The following is a 20,318-nucleotide window of genomic DNA, read 5'->3' on the forward strand; positions in this document are numbered from 1 at the left end:
GCTCGGCGAACGTGCGTAGTCCCACGATCACAGACATGCACACTGCCTATCCACTGCGGTGATCGCGAGCGCACGAATAAGCGCAACGAGCTGAGCGTTGCTGCTAGCTCCCATGACTTCGACGCCACCGTTGGCATGCCCTTCCTGATCAGAGTTTGCCGCACGTCATTCCCGCACGACAAAGCCCACTTTTCGCTAGCTTTGGAGTACGCTCAACTACGTTCACAGACGGGCGGATTTCTGTAGTAGGCAGGAAGGAGCCTACGGGAACGATCATTCGCTTCTTGAAGCCATGACGCTGTCGCTGGTCTGACGGTCATGTTCGAGCGCAGTGTGTAGGTCGCCTGGATCTACGGAAACCATCCGGGTGCTGCCGCCATCTCTCAGGTAGATGAAGGTGGCGACATGTCGGTGAGCGACGCAGCTCGCGCCGGTGATCGCCTCGCTGTCGCTGTCCACGTCGAAAGTACCTGCTGGATGCGGCCTCTCGGAGCCTCGCAGTAGGAACGGTTGTCGGAACGTGACAGAGCCTCGCCTTGTTGTGAGCCGACCCTCAAACATGACCGGCGACCGGGTGGCGTAGTGCTTTGGCTAGCGCATCAACGGCACTGTTGTAACGATATGCGCCGTAATGGAATACATCCACCGTTGTTCGCCAGATGCCGTGAAGGGCTAAAAGGTCGGAAACGCCAGTTGCGTCGTGAAAATTGCACGAGCTTGCGCGATCGTTGATGCCATCATGATCCTTCATGCCAAATCCTTTGCCGTTAGCGGGAGCGCGATGGTCTCTCAGCCATCGAAGCGAAAGGAGGGCCGAAGGTACAAAAGTATATGGCTAACGCATTTCTGAAGGTAAGGAGCGCAGACCAATTAAATTTACCCTTGACGCTATAATCGCCAGGGCCCCTGAAGACCGATTACCGTATCATTGTTCGAAATAGAATGGTATAAGGGCATATCGCAGACATCCGGCCGTAGTGGTCAGCGACTGAGAGACCATCGTGCTCCCGCTACTATCGGGAGTCCTGCGCATGGACCTGAATTATATCTTGGGACAGCATCAGGTTGCGATGCACCACGCCGCTTCGGCGACGACCCCGAAAGCTCGTCTTGCACATCAGGAATTAGCCGCCAATTACGCCAACTGTATTCGTGCATTTCAGGCCTCACTCGGCGTTCGTTCGTCGCTGGTCGCTGCGGCATGAGCTGGCGTCAATCCACATCCGCACTCCGCGACGAAGTTGCGACCACTCGTGCGGTAAATGTGGGCGTTAGTGTCGCTGAGATCCGCTCGGCCTGTGAAAAGGATGGCATGATCATTAGCGCTATCGAGGCGCTGCTCTCGGGCGGTACGCGCGTCGTCATGACGAACCTAGCAGACGCAGACCGCGTTCGTGCGATGTTCAAGCCAAAGCTGCTAGATGGCGAGGTTCGAAGAACCCGGTGGGTTGCTAATCGTTGAACGATTGAGTGCGCCAGCATGAGCTTGGTTTCACCTCGAGCGACGTTGGCCACACGACAGTTTCGAAGCGGTAGCGACCTCGTCCACCCTGCTACCGGTCAGCTCTGACGAGGTAATGTGCCGATGATCTGGCTGATTGGGTTCGCCGCTCTCGTTTGGGGTACGCCGCTTGTGCTGGCGTTTCTGCTGGCGATTGGCTGCGCTCTGTCACCAAGTTGCAGGACGTGGACCTGGCACCAACTCGGCGCCGAAGGGCTCAAGTAATTGGACCAGCTAGCCCCGGTAGGAGCATCGTTCTTGGCAGCCGCCGAAGTGAGTGAAATATGCATCCAATGGAACGGACCAAATTACGGTGCCGCAGCTGCAATATCATCCTCACCGGTGCAGCATCCAGCCATCGTTGAACCTCACCATCTTGCGCCCACAGCCACGGCAACGAGCACGCCAACCGTTGTAGGTAAGCCGCACCCTCCGCTCGTTGGCCTTGTGCTCGCCGGCTAGACATCTGAATAGCTGCAGCAGGTTCATGCGGTTTCCTGAAGTCGACCCTCGCGCCAAGAGGACGGGGCAGCGCAACAGCATCGAGCTTAGCGTGATCGGACCTCGACGCCCTCACCGACTGCCTTTGAGAAGCCGGCAGGGACTTCGCTGCGATGACGCCTTCGGGGGCTACCGAGTGCCACCACATCGCCCCGACTTAAGTGCTCGCAGCGGCAATCGTTCCGCAGGATAAAAGATATAGAATAGGGCTGATCCTGAAACATAACTATGAACTTTGCGGGTAAGCGAGCTGTTGTGCGGCGGATCTGTGGGAATTTTACCGCGGTCGCCCCAGGAGATTATCATGTCGAAGTCTGCCGATTACGGCTGAGCTGTCCCGAAGTCGCGCCTTTTCGCTTGGGTAGTAGGCGTTCTCATTGTGTTGATTATTGGCTGGGGTTCCGTTCGCATGCTCGCTGGCGGGTAGGCGGCGGAGGCGACCCGAAATGGTCCGCTTGCGGGTGGACCTTCCGGGCCGACAAACGGTTGATCGGACTGACGATCTAGCGTCACCAAAGGTAATTTTGATCGAACCTCGTGTAGCGGTCGCTTACGGCCTCATCTTGATCCTGGTTGCGGCGATTACGGGACTGGCGCTTTACATCCGGCACAACTCCCATGCTGTGAGAACAGAGCGTGAGAGCGTTCGTGATCGACGCCGCAGAGAGAGCAGGCTTTTAGAGCCTTGAGCCTTTGGACGCGATACAAGGACCAGTAATCAATGACAGGCAAGGGCATCACGATTGGCGTGGCCATTGGTACCGCCGTTGGCATAGCGACCAGGAACCTACCTCTCGGGTTGGCACTCGGGATTGCGCTCGCAGTGGCATTTAGCTGGCGTAAAAAGGGCTAAGACGCACTTCAGATATGGGCGGCTCATCGCTGACTCGGATCAAGACTCCATTCCACGTCCGCTTTCCACCCACAGCCGGCCACTCACGCGATATCCCCGCCGGTTGAACGATCGGCCGCTTACGGCCGCCGCCGACGAAGAGCGGACAGACCGCTCTCCACCCACATATTGACGGCGGCATCGCTTCGGCGTGCCACTGGACCTGTCCGCCTCACTAAGTGAAGAAGAAAATCGTCCGACAGTGCTTGCCAGGTGATTGCCAGGGCTGGCGCAACTACCGCCAGCGGCCCGTAAACCATTGAAAAATGGTGCTGCCGGTGAGGATTGAACTCACGACCTCAGCCTTACCAAGGATGCGCTCTACCACTGAGCTACGGCAGCACTCGCCCGTGCGGGAGGCGGCTCAAGAGCGGATCGGCCGGCCATTGTCAAGGCAACAGCCACCAGTTTATCGCAGGCGCGATGGGAAGCGACGACGAACGGCAGGTGCGCCTGGCGCAGGCGCTGCGCGAGAACCTGCGCAAGCGCAAGGCGCAGGCGCGCGGCGTCGCGGCGGCCGATCCGCCGGTCAGCGAGGACGATGGCTCGTCCCCTCGCCAACCGTGATGAACAGCGCCGTTACCGGCTCGGCGACGTCGGCGGTGTGCCAAGTGCCGGGTGGATTGATCGCGTAGTTTCCCGGACCGAGCACGACCTGCTCGACCCGGCCATCGGCGTGCTCCTGATGAAGGGTCATGGTGCCGGCGAGGCAGACCACGACTTCGTCGCCGGCCGGGTGCATCTCCCAGCTCGTCCAGCTCTCGTCGAAGCGGTAGAGGCTGACGAGCCGCCCGTCCGCGCCGTCGTCGCCGTGGCGCGCGCCGTAGTCCTCATACCACTCGGGCCCGGAGAAGGCGGGCTGCGGAAGCGCAGTGCCGCCGGGTCCGAGATGGATCGGCTGGTCGTAGAGATCGGGCATCAAGCATGCTCCACTTGTGACGGGTGTCAGATCGGCCCGCACTTGCCGAGCAGCCACGCGCGCTCGTCGCCCGTGAGACCGGGGCCGAGCAGGTCGAGCACTTGGGCGTGGTACGCGTTCAGCCAGTGCCGCTCCTCCACACTCAGCAGCGCGGGCTCGATCAGGCTTCGCTCGATCGGCGCAAAGGTCAGTGTCTCGAAGGCGAGCATCGGCTGCTCCGCGCCGTGGACCTCGGCGGCCACGACCAGCAGCAGGTTCTCGATACGGATGCCGTACTCGCCCGCCTTGTAGTAGCCCGGCTCGTTGGACAGGATCATGCCCGCGCGCAGCGGCTCCATCGGCCCGCCGCCGGGATAGTTGGGCTTGGCGATCCGCTGCGGCCCCTCATGCACCGACAGATAGGCGCCGACGCCGTGGCCGGTGCCGTGCGCGAAGTCGAGGCCGGCGGCCCACAGCGGCGCGCGGGCGAGCGTGTCGAGCTGCGCGCCGACGGTGCCTTGCGGGAACACGGCGGTGGCGAGCGCGATGTGCCCCTTCAGCACGCGGGTGAAGCGGTCGCGCATCTCCGCCGTCGGCTCGCCGACCGGGATCACGCGCGTGATGTCGGTGGTGCCGTCCGCCCACTGTCCGCCCGAGTCGATCAGGTAGAGCTGGCCAGGCTCGATCCGCGCATTGGACTGCGCGTCCGCCTTGTAGTGCGGGCTCGCGCCATGCGCGCCGGTCGCGGAAATGCTGTCGAACGACAGGTCGACGGCCCCCGCCGCCTCACGGAGGTGCTGAAGGTAGTCGGAGGCGGCGATCTCGGTCAGCTCGCCCTTGGGAGCCTCCGCCTCGATCCAGCGCAGGAAGCGGACCATCACCGCACCGTCGCGGCGCTGCGCCGCGCGATGGCCGGCGACCTCGGCCGGGTTCTTCTGCGCGCGCGGCAGCACCGTCGGGTCCCGCTCAGCGAGAATGGTCGCGCCGCCGGCCTCCAGTTGTTCGAAGATCGCCGCGACCGCGCGCTCAGGATCGACCGCGACGCGCTTGCCGGCGAGTCCGCCAAGTGCCGATGCAAAGGCGGCGCGGTCGTGGACCCGGACGGCGTTGCCCAGGTGCTGCGCGACCGCTTCGCTCATCTTCTCGGGCGCGACGAACAGATCGGCGGTGCCGTCGGCGTGGACCAGCGCATAGGCGAGCGCGACCGGCGTGTGCGACACGTCGTCGCCGCGGACGTTGAAGGTCCAAGCGATCGAATCGAGTGCGGCGAGCACCGCCGCGTCGGCACCCTTCGCCATCAGCCAGTCGGCGACCTCGCCGCGCTTGGCAGCGGCGGATTGGCCGGCGAGCGCATCGTCCTGGACGCGCAGCACGGCGGCCGACGGCTGCGGGCGATCGGCCCAGACCGCATCGATCGGGTTCGTATCGACCGCGACCAGATCGCCCCCGCGCGCCGCCAGCGCAGCGCGCGCGTCCGAGACCCAGCCGCACGTGTGGAGCCACGGATCATAACCGATCCGCGCCCCGGCCGGCGCGTGCTCGCCCAGCCACGCCGCGACTGATGTCGCCGGCACCTCGACGTACGCCCAGTCGGCAGCGTCGACCTGCTCGCGGACCTGGAGCGTGTAGCGTCCGTCGGTGAATATGGCCGCCGAGTCGGTGAGCACCACCGCCGTGCCGGCCGATCCCTGGAACCCTGTCAGCCATTCCAGCCGGCGTGCGTAGCTGCCGACATACTCGCTCATGTGCTCGTCGGTCAGCGGGACGACGAAGCCGTCGAGCCGGGAATCGGCGAGGTGCTGGCGGAGCGCCCGGAGGCGATCGTGGTGAGGCGACATGAAGGCTTCCTGGTCAGGTTTCGCCCGCGCTTCTGCCAGAAGCGCGGGGACCTCGCCAACCCGTTGCCGTTACCGCGTCGCCGTGCCGAAGGTGTCGCAGGCCGCCGGATCGCCCGTCTCCAGCCCGCGCTGCAGCCAGCGCTGGCGATCGGCCGAGGAGCCGTGGGTGAAGCTGTCGGGCACCACCGCCCCGCCCTGCTGACGCTGGAGCGTGTCGTCGCCGATCGCGTTCGCCGCGGTCATGCCCTCCTGAATGTCGCCGGGTTCGAGCCGGCCGGAACGGCGCGCCCAGACCCCCGCGTAGCAGTCCGCCTGCAGCTCCAGCCGGACGGAGGCGGCATTCCCCTCCGCGCGGCTGCCGCTCTGCTGAATCTGGCTGACCTGCTGCGCCGCGCCGGTCAGGTTCTGAATGTGGTGGCCGACCTCGTGCGCGATGACATAGGCTTCAGCAAAGTCACCCTTGGCACCGAAGCGGCTCTGGAGTTCGTCAAAGAAGCTGGTGTCGAGGTAGACGCCCTGATCCGGCGGGCAGTAGAACGGCCCGGCCGCCGACGATGCCGAGCCGCAGCCCGAACGGACGTTCCCGCCGTAGAAGTTGAGGGTCGGTGCGGTGTAGCGCTGGGCCTGCTGCTGGAAGAGGCTGCTCCATACCTGCTCGGTGGAGGCGAGCACCCGGCACGAGAACAGCCGCTCGGCAGTGTTGCAGACCGCGGCACCCGACTGGCCGCCGGTGTCGCTGCGCTGCGCCGGGCCGACGCCGCCGCCGCCGGTCAGCGAGCCCAGTCCGCCCATCATCAGGAACACGACCCCCGCGATCACCAGCAGCACCATCGACCCGCAGCCCATGCGGCCGCGGAACAGGAAGGGGAGCAGCAGACCCAGGATCGGGATACCACCACCGCCACCGCCGCCCGAGCCGAGATCGCGGACATTGCTGCTGGGATCGAGATCGTCGAGCCGCATGGGCATCCTTTCGCTGGCGTCACGGTCACAATGCGCAGCCCCCTTGTCGGTTGCACTCGGGCGCGACGCGGCGCATGACGCCGGCCATGGCCGATGCCGACCCACGCCGCCCCAGCCGCACCGCCGCGGGCGCCGCGCTGCCGCTGCCGGACTGCGTCGCGCTGGTGCTCCAGGGCGGCGGCGCGCTCGGCAGCTACCAGGCCGGGGTGATCGAGGCGCTGGCCGGCGCCGGGATCGAGATCGACTGGGTGGCCGGCATCTCGATCGGTGCCGCCAATGCGGCGATCGTCGCGGGCAACCCGCCCGACCGCCGGGTGGAGCGGCTGCGCGCGTTCTGGAACACGCTGACCGCCGCCCTGCCGAGCTTCCCGATCGTCCCCGACGACCGCGTGCGCGAGTGGGTTCACGAGTGGTCGGCGGCAGCGGTTATGATGACGGGGGTGCCCGGCTTCTTCACGCCGCGCGGCATTCCACCCGCACTCGCCGTGCCCGGCACTCCGCAGGCGCTAAGCTTCTACGATTCGACGCCGCTCGCCGCGACCCTCGACAAGCTGGTCGACTGGGAGCTGCTGAACACCGGCCCGGTGCGCCTGTCGGTCGGCGCGGTGGACGTGGAGAGCGGCAACTTCCGCTACTTCGACACGACGAGCGACCGGATCGACGCGCGCCACATCATGGCATCGGGCGCGCTGCCGCCGGGCCTGCCGCCGGTCGAGATCGACGGTCGCTGGTACTGGGATGGAGGCCTTGTCTCCAACACGCCGCTGACCCACATCCTCGATCACCAGCGCTGCGACACGCTGGTGTTCCAGGTCGACCTGTTCTCCGCCGCCGCCGAGCGACCGCGGACGATCATGGACGTGGTCGCGCGCGAGAAGGAGATCCGCTTTTCCAGTCGCACGCGCCAGGTGTCGAGCGAGCGGCTGAAGCTGCGCCAGGAACGCGAGCGCATCCGCGCCCTGCTCGCCCGGCTGCCGGCGGAACTGCGCGACGATCCGGAGGTGGTGGCGCTGGCGCGCGCCGCGAACGAGCCCGCGGTCAACGTCGTTCACCTGATCTACCGCGCGAACGCCTGGGAGGGCGGGTCGCGCGACTATGAGTTCTCCGCCCGCACCATGCGCGAGCATTGGACGGCGGGCGTGGCCGCGGTCGGGAGCACCGTCGCCCGCTCGCGCGTGGTGGCCAGCAACATTCTCGACGGAAAGACCGCGCAGTTCGATCTGACGAAGACTGACGCCATTCACTCCACCGTTCGTGGTGAGTAGCGACTTAGCGGAGCCGAAGGTGCGTATCGAACCACAGGCCCTTCGGTACGTCGCTTCGCCAGGCTCAGCAGCCACTCAGGGCGAACGATGATGACGCATGGAGATTCCTCATGTTCCTCACCGGAAAGACCGCACTCGTCACCGGATCCACATCCGGGATCGGCCTCGCCTATGCAAAGGCGCTGGCGGCGGAGGGCGCGAACGTCGTCATCAACGGCTTCGGCGATGCGGCCGCGATCGAGGCGGAGCGCGCGGGGCTCGAGCAGGCGAGCGGGGCCGGCGCACGCTATAGCGGGCACGACCTGACAAAGGTCGATCAGATCGAGGCCATGATGGCGGAGGCCGCCGACGCGTTCGGCGGCGTCGATATCCTGATCAACAACGCAGGGGTGCAGCACGTCGCGCCGGTCGAGGCGTTTCCGCTCGACAAGTGGGACCTGATCATCGCGCTCAACCTCACCGCCGCCTTTCACACCACCCGCCTCGCGCTCCCGCACATGAAGGAGCGTAGGTGGGGCCGGATCATCCAGACCGCGTCGGCGCACAGCCTGGTCGCCTCCCCATTCAAGTCGGCGTACGTGACCGCCAAGCACGGGCTCGCCGGCTTCACCAAGACGGTTGCGCTTGAGGCGGCGACCTTCGGGATCACCGCCAACTGCATTTCGCCCGGCTATGTCTGGACTCCGCTGGTCGAGAACCAGATCCCCGACACGATGAAGGCGCGCGGGATGACGCGCGAGCAGGTGATCAACGACGTGCTGCTGGCCGGACAGCCGACCAAGGAGTTCGTGACCGCCGAACAGGTCGCCGCGATCGCGCTGTTCCTGTGCGGCGACGCGGCGGCGCAGATCACCGGCGCGAACCTGTCGGTCGACGGCGGCTGGACCGCCGGGTGAGCGCGCGCCTGACTTTCCCGCTCGCGATCCTGCTGGCGGCGTGCAGCGGCGGCGAGCGTCCCGCGGCCGGGTGCGCCGACGCGCCGGCCTGCACCGGCGCTGCGCCGTGGCGCGCCGTCGCCACACCGGAGGACCGCGATCGGCTGAGCCGCTGGCGCGACGCATGGACAACAGCGCTGCCGGCCGCGCGCGGCACCGATGCGGCCGGGATCGCCGCGCTGGGGCCGCTCGCCGAACCCGATCTCGCTCTGACTGAACCGGTTCCGCCCGCCGGTACGTACCGCTGCCGGGTCGTGAAGCTCGGCGCCGTCGCAGCGGACCGGCCTGGGTTCCGGAGCCTGCCCGCGGCCACGTGCCGGATCGACGCGGACGGTTCGCTCACAACCCTGGATGGTGGGCAACGGGCGATCGGCCGAATCTACGCGTCGACCGATACGCGCGGCGTGTTCCTCGGCGCCCTCGCGCTCGGCGACGAGCAGGCCGGACCCGCCTACGGCGCTGACGCGCAGCGCGACATGGCCGGGTTCGTCGAGCGGGTGGCCGAGCGGCGCTGGCGCGTGGTGCTGCCCTATCCCGCATTCGAGTCGGTGTTGGACGTGATGGAGCTGGTGCCGGCCTGAAGGCGCCTCAGTCGCGCCTGACCCCGCCCGGCACCTCGCTCTGCAGCACGGAGCCATTGACCTTCTCGGGCACGCCGAACACTTCGGCCCCCGGCTCGCGCGCGAACCACTCGGCGCCCTTCAACTCGACGAGGGTCACCCGACCGGGGTTGAGCGGGACCAGCGATCGGGTGAAGCTCTTGGGCTTCTTCATCAGCTTGCGGTCCTCGACCACGGTCAGCCCGGCGCGCCTGGCGGCCTCCGCCACGAAGTGGACGCAGTTGCGCTTGTTCAGGTTCCAGCGCGAACCCGGTGCGCCCCACTCGGCCGCCTGGCGCTTGATTGCGAGGTACTGCGCATCGCTCAGCCGCACGGTGAAATGCACGTCGCTCGCGCGCATGTAGGTCTTGGCGGTCACGTCCATATGGGCCTTCACCGATCCGAACAGCGCCTTCGGGCTGAGCGAATTGAGCGTGAAGCCCCAGGACGTGTCAACGACCTCCCCGGTCGAATCGACCGTTCCTTTCACCGTGATGAAAGCGTGCGGGAAGTAGCTGCCGAAATCGCGCGACCAGAAGCCGAGCACCACCTCTGCCCGCGCCGGCGAGACCGCGAGGAGCGCCGCCGCGAGCGCGATCAGCCGTGCAAGCCTGTGCCATGCGATCATGTCCGGCCTTCTCCCGTGCGGTGAGCGCTACCACCCGCTTATAGTGGCGAACTTAGCGGATTTGCAGCCCCGCTGAGCCTTGAGCCGACCGTGGAGCGGGCGCATAGGCGCGGCCATGGCACAAGAGACCAAGACGTTGTCGGAGGCGCTCGACGCCCGGCTGATCGAAGGCGCCCTGCCGGGAGAGATCGAGGGGTTGAGCACGGAGCAGCGCGCCGCCGCCGCCCGCTTCGTCGCCGAGGCCGCGCTGTCGCGCTTGCCCGGCACTCCCGCCGTCCGGCTGGAGGCGTTGGAGGGCGAACGCCGCCTGCGGCTCGCGGTCATCAACGACGACATGCCGTTCCTGGTCGATTCGATCGCGGCAACGATCGCGGCGCATGACGTGCCGATCGACCGGGTGATCCACCCGGTGGTGCCGGTCACCCGCGACGCGGATGGCACGCTCCAGGCAATCGGGGGCGGGCAGCTTGAATCGATGGTGTATCTGGAGATGCGCCGCGCCGATGCGAAGGTCCGCAACGCCATCGTCGCCGAGCTCGAACGCAACCTGGCGCATGTCAGGAGCGCGGTTGCCGACTGGCCCGCCCTCCAGGCGGCGGTGCGCGCGGACGTGTCGCGGCTGATCACGCTCGGCGCGAACGAGGGCGCGGCGCTGCTGCAATGGTTCAACGATCGCGGCATGACGCTGCTCGGCCACGTCACCTGGCACGCGGACGGCCGCGAGGAGAACGCGCTCGGCATTGCCCGGCACCAGTTCGACGTCCCGCTGCTCGCAGACCAGTCCAGAAAATTGGCTCTCGACTTCTTCCGCCGCGGCGGTGACGCGCCGCTGCTGCTCAAGTCCAATTGCATCGCGACCGTTCACCGCCGCGTGCCGCTCGACCTGGTGCTGGTGCCGATCCGCATCGGTGAGGAGGTGACTGGCCTGTCGCTCCACGCCGGCCTGTGGACCTCCTCCGCGCTCCATGCGGCGCCGCGCGACGTCCCGGTGCTGCGTGAGCGGCTGGCGCGGATGGAAGCGAAGTTCGGCTTCGATCCCAAGGGGCACACGGGCAAGGCGCTGACCCATGCGCTCACCGCCCTGCCCCACGACCTTACCACCGCGTTCCAGGCTGCCGAGCTTGAGGAACTCGCGCTCACCGCCATGTCGCTCGCCGACCGGCCGCGACCCAAGCTCGCGCTGGTGCGATCGTCACTCGGGCGGCACATCTTTGCCTTTGTCTGGCTGCCGCGCGACGACGTGACCACCGCGCGCCGGCTCGCGATCGGCGACATGCTGGCGAAGGCGGCCGACGCCGCGATCCTCAACTGGTCGATCGCACTGGAGGAAGGCGGCGTCGCCCTCATCCGCTACACGCTGGACGTCCGGGGCAAGGACCGGGTGCCCGACATCGCCGCGCTCGATGCCGAGCTAGAGCGCATGCTGCGCGGCTGGGAGCCCGCGATCGAGGCGGCGCTCGCCGGTGAGGTCTCCGACACGCGCGCCGCCCGGTTGGCGATCCGCTACGCCGGTACCTTCCCCAACGGCTACCGCCTCCACTCGACGCCCGAGGAGGCGGCGCGCGACGTGCTGCGGCTAAGCGCGCTGGAAGGGCCGCAGGGCCGCTCCATCCGCATCACGCCGGTTGCCGGCAGTGCCGGGGAGCTCCGGATCAAGCTCTACCGCTTGGGCGGCGCGCTGCCGCTGTCGGACGCGGTGCCCGTGTTCGAGAACTTCGGGTTCCGCGTGATCGAGGAAGTGCCGACCGCGCTGCTGGGCGACGAGCGCGCGGTGGTGCACGACTTCCTCGTCTCCGTCCCGGGCGGCTTCGAGGGCGACGTGGCAACCGTCGAGGCGGCGGTCACCGCCGTTTTGGAAGGACGCGCGGAGAACGACGCGTTCAACCGCCTGATCGTCGAGGCGGGGATGGACCCGCGCGCTGCGACCCTGTTCCGCGCCTGGTTCCGCTATCTGCGCCAGACCGGACTGACCTATGGCCTGGCGACCGTGGTTGACGCGATCCGCCGTGCGCCCGCTGTCGCCGCAGCCCTGGTCGAGCGCTTCGCGGCTGCCCACGATCCCGACCGCGCCGGCGAGCCGGCGCGGATCGCCGGCGCGGACGCCGCGATCGAGGCCGGGCTCGACCAGGTCTCCGCGATCGACGACGATCGCATCCTGCGCACCCTGTCGGGCGTCGTGCACGCGACGCTGCGCACCAACTTCTACGCACCCGCGGCGCAAGAGGCGCTCGCCTTCAAGCTCGACAGCGCGCGCGTGCCCGGACTGCCCAAGCCGCTGCCGTGGCGCGAGATCTGGGTCTATTCGCCGCGGGTGGAGGGCATCCACCTGCGTGCCGGACCGGTGGCGCGCGGCGGACTGCGCTGGTCCGACCGGCGCGACGATTTCCGCACGGAAATCCTTGGGCTGATGAAGGCACAGCGGGTCAAGAACGCCGTGATCGTGCCGACGGGGGCCAAGGGCGGCTTCTATCCCAAGCAGCTGCCGCCCGCCGCCGACCGCGACGCGTGGCTGGCGGAGGGAACCGAGGCCTACCGCATCTTCATCCGCACGCTGCTGTCGATCACCGACAATCTGGTCGAGAACCGGGTCGTCCACCCGGAGCGCGTAGCGGTGCTCGACGGCGAGGACCCGTATTTCGTGGTGGCCGCAGACAAGGGCACGGCGACCTTCAGCGACGTCGCCAATGCGATCAGCCTGGAGCGTGACTTCTGGCTGGGCGACGCTTTCGCGAGCGGCGGCAGCGTGGGGTACGATCACAAGGCCATGGGCATCACCGCGCGCGGCGGCTGGGTGTCGGTCCAGCGCCATTTCGCGGAACAGGGCGTCGACGTGCAGACGCAGCCGATCAGCGTCGTCGGCTGCGGTGACATGTCGGGTGACGTGTTCGGCAACGGCATGCTGCTGTCGAAGGCGATCAGGCTCGTCGCGGCGTTCGACCACCGTCACGTCTTTCTCGACCCCGCGCCCGATCCGGCGGCGAGCTGGGCCGAGCGCGACCGTATGTTCAGGCTGCCGCGCTCCAGCTGGGCGGACTATGATCCGGCGCTGATCTCCCGCGGTGGCGGGGTATATGCGCGCACCGAAAAGACGATTCCGCTGTCGGCGGAAGCGGCGGCGGTGCTCGGCCTCGCGCCGGGCGACATCGAACCCGGCGCGCTCATCACCGCGATCCTCAAGAGCCCGGTCGACCTGATCTGGTTCGGCGGAATCGGCACCTATGTGAAGGCGCGCGCCGAGAACAACGCAACCGTCGGCGATCCCGCAAACGACCGCCTCCGGGTCGATGCGGAGGAGCTACGCGCCCGCGCGATCGGCGAAGGCGCGAACCTGGGCGTGACGCAGGCCGCGCGGATCGCCTTCGCGCGCGCCGGCGGGCGGATCAACACCGACTTCATCGACAATTCGGCCGGTGTCGACTGCTCGGACAACGAGGTCAACATCAAGATCGCGCTCAACCGCGAGATGGCGGAGGGCCGGCTCGGCTACGACGACCGCAACGCGCTGCTCGCCGCCATGACCGACGATGTCGCCCGGCTCGTGCTGGAGGATAACCGGCTTCAGACGCTCGCGCTGTCCGTCATGGAGAACGACGGCGCGATCGCGGTGCCGAGCTACTGCCGGGTGATCGAGATGCTCGAGGCGTCCGGCCGGCTCGACCGCCAGGTGGAGGGGCTGGCGCCCAACGACGAGTTGCTGCGCCGCGCACAGGAGGGCAGCGGCCTTGCCCGCCCCGAACTCGCGGTGCTCCTCGCAACCGCGAAGCTCGCGCTGCAGGACGCAGTCGAGACGCGCGGGCTCGGTGACGAGCCCGAGCTCCGCAACGACCTTCACGCCGCCTTTCCGCGCGCCATGCAGGAGCGCTTCGGCGCGGCGATCGACGGGCACCGGCTGCGGGGACAGATCGTCGCAACCAAGCTCGCCAACCGCATCGTCAACCGGATCGGCGTCCTCCACCCCTTCGAACTCGCGGAGGAGGAAGGCGCCTCGCTCGGCGACATCGCGGCGATGTTCGTGGTGGCGGAGCGGATTTTCGGCCTGCCGGCGCTGTGGGCGGCGATCGAGGCGGCCCCGATCGGGGAGACGGCTCGGATCGCGCTGTTCGACGAGGTGGCGGTGGGTGTGCGCGCGCAGGTCGCCGACCTGCTGCGTGCCGCCCGAAGCGGGGAAGCGCCGGGTGCGGTACTCGCGCGGTTGAAGCCGGGGTTCGACGCACTCGACGCGCGCACCACCGAGCTGCTGCGAGAGGAGGCGCGCGCCGGATCGGACCGGATCGCCGCGCGGCTGACCGAGGCGGGGGCGCCACCCGAATTGATCCGCCCGGTCGTGCGCCTGTTCGAGATGGACGGCGCGGTCGGCCTTGCCGATCTCGGTGAGCGGCTCGGCATCGACGAGACGGCGCTGACCCACGCCTTCACCCGGCTCGGCCAGGCGCTCGGGCTCGACTGGGCGCAGACCCACGCGGCCCGGATCACCAGCGGCGATCCGTGGGAGCGGCTGCTCATTGCCGGGCTCGCCCGCGATTTCCAGCAGCTCCGCCTCGACTTCCTCGCGCGCTGCGGGTCGGACGGGCCGGAGCAGGCGGTGACCCGCTGGCTCGCGGCGAACGCACCGCGGGTTGCTCAATTCGCCGATCTCGTCCGCCGCGCGCGCGCCGCGCCCGCGCCGAACGCCGCGATGCTGGCGCAGATCGCGGGTCAGGCGCGGGTGCTGCTCGGGCGCTAGGGCGCGCGGAAGCGGCTGGTCGTCAGCGCGGCGCTCCGCACGTGATCGGGGCGTCGCCGGCAATCTTGCAGGCCGGGGTCCCGGCGATTGTGACGCTGCCCTGCCCGACTGCGTTGACACTGGCGCTTCGCTCCGCTGCGTAGCGCCCGTCGCCGGTGCCCTGGGCATAGACGGTGAGGTCGCGGACGCGGAGGGCACCCGCATCGATGCGCGCCGGGCCGTTCGACTGGAAGCGTGCCTCCTGCGCCGCTCCACCGAGCGTCAGGGCGCCCGATCCGATCACCGCCGCGGTCAGCCGGTCGGCCGCGACCGTGCCGACCGACAGCTCACCCGCGCCCGACACCGCCAGGTCGACGGTCTGCCCCCCGACCCGATCGATGGAGACGCGCCCGCCGCCGAGCACCGTCGCCGAGCGCAGCAGCGTGGTGCGGACGGTGACCACCGGCAGCGCCGGGCGCTCGCCGGGGTAGCCGCCCCAGCCGGTCGAGCTGCGCGACACCACCAGCGTCCGCCCGCTCGCGCGCACGCTCAGCCCGTCGAGCGACCGCTCGGCGCCGCTGGCGGACGCACCGACCGGGGCGCCGGTCGTCACCCGCACCTCGAACGGTCCCTCCACCCGGATGCGGTCGAAGCCCGTCACCATGTACGGGCGCTCCTCCGCCGGTCCGGCGGTGGGAAGCAGCAGGGCGAGCAGCGGAAGCGCGCGGATCATGCCAGGACGCTGCCCGCGCGTGCCCGGCAGGTCAACCGCAGGTGACGGTGCCCGATCCCATCTTGCTGGTGGTGCACTTGGCACCCGCGCCGAGCGACACGTCGCCCGAACCCATGATCGACACCGTGGCGTTGCCGTTCACCTGCGCGACGACATTGCCGGATCCCGCGATCGAGATGTCGGCCACCTTCGCCCGCAGATTGGCGCCGCGCACATCCCCCGCGCCCGCAATGCTGGTGCTCAGCCGCTCGACCTGGCCGCCGGCCGCGATCGTGCCCGAACCTGCGATGTTCAGCTCGACGTTGCGCGCGTCCAGCTGCGCGATTGCGAGATCCCCGCTTCCCGCGAGCGAGGCCGAGAAGTCCTCGCCGCTCGGCACGCGATCGACCCGCATGTCACCGGAGCCGGCGAGGTTCGCCGCGCGGATCGCCGGCATCGTCACGGTGATGGTAGCGTGCGGGCCCTTGCTCATCTGGAAGTTACCTTCCCGCTTGCGGCCGATGGAGAGGGTGTCGCCGTCCTTGCGGATGTCGAGCTTGTCGAGGACGTCGGCGGGGCCGGTCGCCGTCACGCGAAAGGCGCCGCCGACCTGCACGTCGACGTCGTCCGATCCGGCCAGCTCGACCTTGGTGAAGTCGCTCACCGCGAATGTGCGGGTGCCGCCGCTGCCGCTCGCCTGCGCAGGCTCGCCCTTGTCGTTGCCGAACGACACGCCGCCGCATGCGACCAGCGGCAGTGCCGCGGCGATTACCAAAAGCGTTCGCATCCGATCTCTCCCGATGTGTGTTGCCAACCTAACACACGCGTGGAGACCAGACAATGCGAAAAGGGGCGACCATCGCCGGCCGCCCCTTCCTTTTTATCGGCGAACGTCCGTCGGCTTCAGGCCGGAACCTTGTCCTTCACGAAGGCGGGGGCCGCCTTCTTCAGGATGTCGATGATCTTCTCCAGCGCCTTCGGCTCCTCGACCTCTTCCATCGCGGCGAGCTCGCGGGCGAGCCGCGAGGCGGCCGCCTCGAAGATCTGGCGCTCCGAATAGCTCTGCTCCGGCTGATCCTCGGGCCGGAACAGGTCGCGGACCACCTCGGCGATCGACACCAGGTCGCCCGAGTTGATCTTCGCCTCATACTCCTGCGCACGCCTGGACCACATGGTGCGCTTGACCTTCGGCTTGCCCTTCAGCGTTTCTAGCGCTTCCTTCAGTGTCTTGTCGCTCGACAGCTTGCGCATGCCGACGCTCTCGGCCTTGTTGGTCGGAACGCGGAGCGTCATGCGCTCCTTCTCGAACCGGAGCACGTAGAGCTCCAGACTGGTGCCCGCGATCTCCTGCTTCTGCAGCTCGATGACACGGCCAACACCGTGCTTGGGATAAACGACATAATCGCCGACAACGAAGGACAGCGCCTTTGCAGCCATGTGGGGCAAGCCTTTCCGTGTGCTTCGCCCCCATGGGCGACCGCGCGCAGCCTGGGGAGGGGCGCGGGGACCGGGGGCGGATGACGTACATACTCCGGACAAAGCGACGCTTTACCGCCGCTGTCGCAGAGGTCTTAACACGGTTGCAATAAAATTACCAGTGCTGCGCTGCGGCGACGCTGCCCCGCGGCGGGATCAGTCGCCCTTGCCGGGCTCCGGCGAGAAATACTTGTCGAACTTGTCCGCCTCGCCCTTGTGCTCGTCGGCGTCCGGCGGCGTCTGCCCGGCGTTGCGGGTGACATTGGGCCACTGCGCGGAGAAGGTGGCGTTCAGCTCCAGCCACTTCTCCAGCCCGTTCTCCGTGTCGGGCAGAATCGCCTCCGCCGGGCACTCGGGCTCACACACGCCGCAGTCGATGCACTCGCTGGGATTGATCACCAGCATGTTGTCGCCCTCGTAGAAGCAGTCCACCGGACAGACCTCGACGCAGTCCATGTACTTGCAGCGGATGCAGGCGTCGGTGACGACGTAGGTCATGCTCACTCCTCGGGTGCGCACGGCGGCGCGGCGCCCCCGCTAGGGCAGGCGACGCGCGCGCGTCAATCGCCTGCGCCCTCCTGCGACACGTTCTTAAGCTCGGCGAGATCGGCGTAGCAGGAGCGCGCTTCCGGTGCCGGGCCGCGGCGGACGGGAAGCGCGAGCACCCGAATGACCCGGACGCGGCCGTGGAGCGGAAAGGTCAGCGTGTCGCCGACCCGCACGCTCGCCGACGCCTTCTCGATGACCCGGCCGTCGATCCGCAGGTGGCGCGCGGCCGCGACCTCCTGCGCGAAGCTGCGCGTCTTGGCGAGGCGGCTGTACCACAGAAACTTGTCGATCCGCATCGCGGCGCCGGCCGGCACCGGCTCAGCCACGCCCGATTCCGAGCTCCGCCAGCGCCGCAAAGGCGTTCGGGCGCACCGGCTTCTCGATCCTGGGCGAAACCAGTTTCGGCCGTCCGCGCCAGGTCCACTGCGGCGTGTCGCCGCGAACGGGCGCGAAACCCAGCCGCGCCATCAGCTTGGCGAGGCTGTCGGCAGTGATCCCCATCGACGTCGCGAGCGCGGGATCGGGGGCGAACGGCTTGCGACCGGCGCGCGCCTCATGCGCGGCTCGCGCGACCCGCTCGACCAGGTCGACGCGGACCTGCTGCGCGCCGATGCGGCGGAACCCGGCAAGCGGGCCGCCCCCGGTGACCACGGTCGCGCCGGGCGCCGGCAGCGAGGTGACGTGCCCGCGCACGGCCAGGAGCGCGGCCCGCCAGGCGGCGGCGGCCGGCTTCGTCAGCCGCGGATCGAACAGGTCGAGCGTGCCGACCGTGATCCCCAGGTCACGCAGGAAACGGCGGGCGATCGGATCGAGCGCCTCCACCTCGGCGATGGTCGCACGATCGGCGATGCCGCCCGCCTCCCCCAGCGCCGCTGCAGTCGCGCGCAGCGCGCCCGGTGCGGTCTCGTCGCGCGCCAGCAGGTCGAGCCGCGCGAGCACGGGGGTGAGCCGCCGCGTCTCGCGCTCGATCCACTGGCCGAGCCGCGCCTCGACTGCGGCGCGCGCCGGCTTGTCGAGGCAGTCGAGCGCGCGGTCGAGCTTGATCAGGGGCCGCGACAGCGACGGCCCGGGCGCGAGCCACGCGACGGTCGCGCCCGCCCACTGCAGGGCGCTGTCCGCCAGCGTGAACGCCGCGTCGGGTGCCGCGACCAGTGCCGCCGCCCGCGCGGCATATTCGCCCGACAGCCGCCGCTCAGCCGCGGCGAGCAGCAGGCGCTTGTCGCCGGCGCGGGCATCGGGAGCGACCGTGAAGCGGAACCCGTCGAGGCGGCCGATCGGGTGGTTCTCGACCGTGACCTCGCCCGCCGCGTCGATCTCGACCGGCAGGTGTCGCGCGTCCGCCCCGATCGTGCGGAGCAGCGCGGTCGTGCGCTTGTCGACGAAGCGCTGGGTCAGCCGCTCGTGGAGCGCGTCCGACAGCTTCTCCTCCAGCGCCTGCGCGCGCGCCTGTGCCTCCAGCGGGTCGGCCAGCCAGTCGGCGCGGTGCGCGATGTACGCCCAGCTCCGCGCCGCGGCGATCCGGCCGGCGATCGTCTCCACGTCGCCCGCCACCGTATCGAGCCGCGCGACTTCTTCCGCGAACCAGCGGAAGGGGATGCGCCCGTCGCCTTCGCTCAGGTGCCCGAAGATGCGCGCGACGAAGCGGCTGTGCGGCTCCACGCCGAGCTTGCGGAAGTCGGGCAGCCCACAGGCGGCCCACAGCCGCGCGACGCCGACCGGCGTCCGCGTCCGCTCCGCCACCCACGGCTCGTCGGACAGGCGCTTCAGCACCTTGAGGTCGATCGCCTCGGGCGCGGCGCGCAGTTCCACGCCCTGCGGACGCGCCTCAAGGCTGGCGACCAGCGCGGGGACGCTGGAGAGGTCGGGCGTGCCGTTCCGCCAGTAGAGGAAGTCGAGCGTCGGGAAGCGATGCTCCTCGATCGCGTAGACCTCCTCCGGCGTGAACGCGCCCGGCCCCTCCTCCACCAGCGCGCCAAAGGTGCCGTCGCGCTGGTGACGGCCGGCGCGACCCGCAATCTGCGCCATCTCCGCCACCGTGAGCCGACGCGAGCGCCGCCCATCGAACTTGGACAGGCTGGCGAAGGCGACGTGCGCCACGTCCATATTGAGCCCCATGCCGATCGCGTCGGTTGCGACGAGGTAATCGACCTCGCCCGCCTGGAACATCGCGACCTGCGCGTTGCGCGTGCGCGGCGACAGCGCACCCATCACCACCGCCGCGCCGCCGCGCAGGCGCCGGATCGTCTCGGCGACGGCGTAGACCTCCTCGGCGGAAAAGGCGACGATCGCCGAGCGCTTGGGCAGGCGCGACAGCTTTTTGGCGCCGGCGTAGCTGAGCGTGGAGAAGCGCGGCCGCTCGATCACCTCCGCCTCCGGCACTAGCGCACGAACCAGCGGCTTCAGCGCGGCGGAGCCGAGGATCATCGTCTCGTCGCGGCCGCGCGCGCGCAGCAGCCGGTCGGTGAAGACGTGCCCGCGTTCCGGATCGGCCCCCAATTGCGCCTCGTCGATGGCGACGAACCCGACCTCGCGGTCGAGCGGCATGCTCTCCGCCGTGCACAGGAAATAGCGGGCGTTGGGCGGAACGATCCGCTCCTCGCCGGTGATCAGCGCGACCTGCGCCTCGCCCTTCAGCCGCACGACGCGGTCATAGACCTCACGCGCGAGCAGCCGTAGCGGAAAGCCGATGGTGCCGGAATAATAGCCGCACATCCGCTCAACCGCCAGATGGGTCTTGCCGGTGTTGGTTGGCCCCAGCACCGCGGTGACGGCCGAACGCGCGAAACTGGTCATCGCCGATCCAAGATCGCGCGCGCGGGCGCTTTGTGCAACCGCCGAAGCCGCAAAAAACATCGGCTT

General features: G+C 68.7%; 19 protein-coding genes and 1 tRNA gene. 7 read left to right on the forward strand and 13 right to left on the reverse strand.

Going from position 1 to position 20,318, the window contains the following annotated elements; translation table 11 throughout:
- Nucleotides 1-273: 273 nt before the first annotated feature.
- Both CRO12_RS18095 and CRO12_RS17565 read right to left on the reverse strand, forming a co-directional pair.
- Nucleotides 274-459, reverse strand: a complete 186-nt coding sequence (locus CRO12_RS18095) for a hypothetical protein (RefSeq protein WP_218838840.1) — start codon at nucleotides 457-459, stop codon at nucleotides 274-276.
- Nucleotides 460-553: 94 nt separating this feature from the next.
- Nucleotides 554-751 (reverse strand): hypothetical protein, encoded by a 198-nt coding sequence (locus tag CRO12_RS17565; RefSeq protein WP_144033488.1) that lies wholly within the window; start codon nucleotides 749-751, stop codon nucleotides 554-556.
- A 280-nt stretch (nucleotides 752-1,031) separates the two neighbouring features.
- On the opposite strand from CRO12_RS17565, the gene CRO12_RS17850 reads away from it, so the two are divergent.
- Both CRO12_RS17850 and CRO12_RS18590 read left to right on the forward strand, forming a co-directional pair.
- A complete protein-coding gene (locus tag CRO12_RS17850; RefSeq protein WP_179640799.1) occupies nucleotides 1,032-1,205 on the forward strand; it encodes a hypothetical protein in 174 nt (57 codons plus the stop codon).
- Between the two features lie 1,518 nt (nucleotides 1,206-2,723).
- Entirely contained in the window at nucleotides 2,724-2,855 is a 132-nt protein-coding gene (locus CRO12_RS18590) for a glycine zipper domain-containing protein (RefSeq protein WP_483881770.1), read from the forward strand.
- Between the two features lie 306 nt (nucleotides 2,856-3,161).
- On the opposite strand, the gene CRO12_RS01265 is transcribed toward CRO12_RS18590, so the two are convergent.
- Nucleotides 3,162-3,236, reverse strand: a tRNA-Thr gene (locus tag CRO12_RS01265).
- 81 nt (nucleotides 3,237-3,317) lie between these two features.
- Here CRO12_RS01265 and CRO12_RS17855 point away from each other — a divergent pair.
- Complete coding sequence (locus tag CRO12_RS17855; protein ID WP_179640801.1) at nucleotides 3,318-3,461, forward strand: hypothetical protein; 144 nt, start codon at nucleotides 3,318-3,320, stop codon at nucleotides 3,459-3,461.
- On the opposite strand, the gene CRO12_RS01270 is transcribed toward CRO12_RS17855, so the two are convergent.
- The 3 genes from CRO12_RS01270 to ypfJ form a co-directional block, all read right to left on the reverse strand.
- Nucleotides 3,424-3,813: a cupin domain-containing protein gene (locus tag CRO12_RS01270; protein ID WP_097062219.1), complete on the reverse strand. Its 390-nt coding sequence runs from the start codon at nucleotides 3,811-3,813 to the stop codon at nucleotides 3,424-3,426. The two genes, CRO12_RS17855 and CRO12_RS01270, sit on opposite strands and share 38 nt — an antisense overlap.
- 26 nt (nucleotides 3,814-3,839) lie before the next feature.
- Nucleotides 3,840-5,630 carry an aminopeptidase P family protein gene (locus CRO12_RS01275; protein WP_097062220.1) on the reverse strand — a complete coding sequence of 597 codons (1,791 nt, stop codon included), beginning with the start codon at nucleotides 5,628-5,630 and terminating at the stop codon, nucleotides 3,840-3,842.
- Between the two features lie 69 nt (nucleotides 5,631-5,699).
- Complete coding sequence (ypfJ, locus tag CRO12_RS01280) at nucleotides 5,700-6,593, reverse strand: KPN_02809 family neutral zinc metallopeptidase (protein ID WP_097062221.1); 894 nt, start codon at nucleotides 6,591-6,593, stop codon at nucleotides 5,700-5,702.
- A gap of 86 nt (nucleotides 6,594-6,679) precedes the next feature.
- Here ypfJ and CRO12_RS01285 point away from each other — a divergent pair, with 86 nt between their 5' ends.
- The 3 genes from CRO12_RS01285 to CRO12_RS01295 all read left to right on the forward strand — a co-directional run bounded on the left by CRO12_RS01285 (nucleotide 6,680) and on the right by CRO12_RS01295 (nucleotide 9,374).
- Nucleotides 6,680-7,858: a patatin-like phospholipase family protein gene (locus CRO12_RS01285; RefSeq protein WP_097063268.1), complete on the forward strand. Its 1,179-nt coding sequence runs from the start codon at nucleotides 6,680-6,682 to the stop codon at nucleotides 7,856-7,858.
- A gap of 110 nt (nucleotides 7,859-7,968) precedes the next feature.
- Entirely contained in the window at nucleotides 7,969-8,754 is a 786-nt protein-coding gene (locus tag CRO12_RS01290) for a 3-hydroxybutyrate dehydrogenase (RefSeq protein WP_097062222.1), read from the forward strand.
- Nucleotides 8,751-9,374 (forward strand): DUF4893 domain-containing protein, encoded by a 624-nt coding sequence (locus CRO12_RS01295; protein WP_245858106.1) that lies wholly within the window; start codon nucleotides 8,751-8,753, stop codon nucleotides 9,372-9,374. Before CRO12_RS01290 ends, CRO12_RS01295 begins: the two co-directional genes overlap by 4 nt.
- Before the next feature lie 7 nt (nucleotides 9,375-9,381).
- Here the strand turns inward: CRO12_RS01295 and CRO12_RS01300 are convergent, their stop codons facing one another.
- On the reverse strand, nucleotides 9,382-10,020 hold the full coding sequence (locus CRO12_RS01300; protein ID WP_097062223.1) for a hypothetical protein: 639 nt from the start codon (nucleotides 10,018-10,020) through the stop codon (nucleotides 9,382-9,384).
- Nucleotides 10,021-10,135: 115 nt separating this feature from the next.
- On the opposite strand from CRO12_RS01300, the gene CRO12_RS01305 reads away from it, so the two are divergent.
- Nucleotides 10,136-14,743: an NAD-glutamate dehydrogenase gene (locus tag CRO12_RS01305; protein ID WP_097062224.1), complete on the forward strand. Its 4,608-nt coding sequence runs from the start codon at nucleotides 10,136-10,138 to the stop codon at nucleotides 14,741-14,743.
- A gap of 22 nt (nucleotides 14,744-14,765) precedes the next feature.
- On the opposite strand, the gene CRO12_RS01310 is transcribed toward CRO12_RS01305, so the two are convergent.
- From CRO12_RS01310 to CRO12_RS01335, 6 genes are all read right to left on the reverse strand, one after another.
- Nucleotides 14,766-15,455, reverse strand: coding sequence for a head GIN domain-containing protein (locus CRO12_RS01310; RefSeq protein WP_097062225.1), 690 nt, complete (start codon nucleotides 15,453-15,455; stop codon nucleotides 14,766-14,768).
- A gap of 31 nt (nucleotides 15,456-15,486) precedes the next feature.
- Nucleotides 15,487-16,221: a head GIN domain-containing protein gene (locus CRO12_RS01315; protein WP_097062226.1), complete on the reverse strand. Its 735-nt coding sequence runs from the start codon at nucleotides 16,219-16,221 to the stop codon at nucleotides 15,487-15,489.
- Between the two features lie 116 nt (nucleotides 16,222-16,337).
- Nucleotides 16,338-16,871 (reverse strand): CarD family transcriptional regulator, encoded by a 534-nt coding sequence (locus CRO12_RS01320; RefSeq protein ID WP_097062227.1) that lies wholly within the window; start codon nucleotides 16,869-16,871, stop codon nucleotides 16,338-16,340.
- Nucleotides 16,872-17,066: 195 nt separating this feature from the next.
- Nucleotides 17,067-17,408 (reverse strand): ferredoxin FdxA, encoded by a 342-nt coding sequence (fdxA, locus tag CRO12_RS01325; protein WP_097062228.1) that lies wholly within the window; start codon nucleotides 17,406-17,408, stop codon nucleotides 17,067-17,069.
- Nucleotides 17,409-17,470: 62 nt separating this feature from the next.
- Nucleotides 17,471-17,755: an RNA-binding S4 domain-containing protein gene (locus tag CRO12_RS01330; RefSeq protein WP_097063271.1), complete on the reverse strand. Its 285-nt coding sequence runs from the start codon at nucleotides 17,753-17,755 to the stop codon at nucleotides 17,471-17,473.
- A 22-nt stretch (nucleotides 17,756-17,777) separates the two neighbouring features.
- Nucleotides 17,778-20,252, reverse strand: coding sequence for a helicase-related protein (locus tag CRO12_RS01335; protein ID WP_097063270.1), 2,475 nt, complete (start codon nucleotides 20,250-20,252; stop codon nucleotides 17,778-17,780).
- Nucleotides 20,253-20,318: the final 66 nt, after the last annotated feature.

Source organism: Sphingomonas guangdongensis, from assembly GCF_900199185.1.
Lineage (GTDB): Bacteria > Pseudomonadota > Alphaproteobacteria > Sphingomonadales > Sphingomonadaceae > Sphingomonas > Sphingomonas guangdongensis.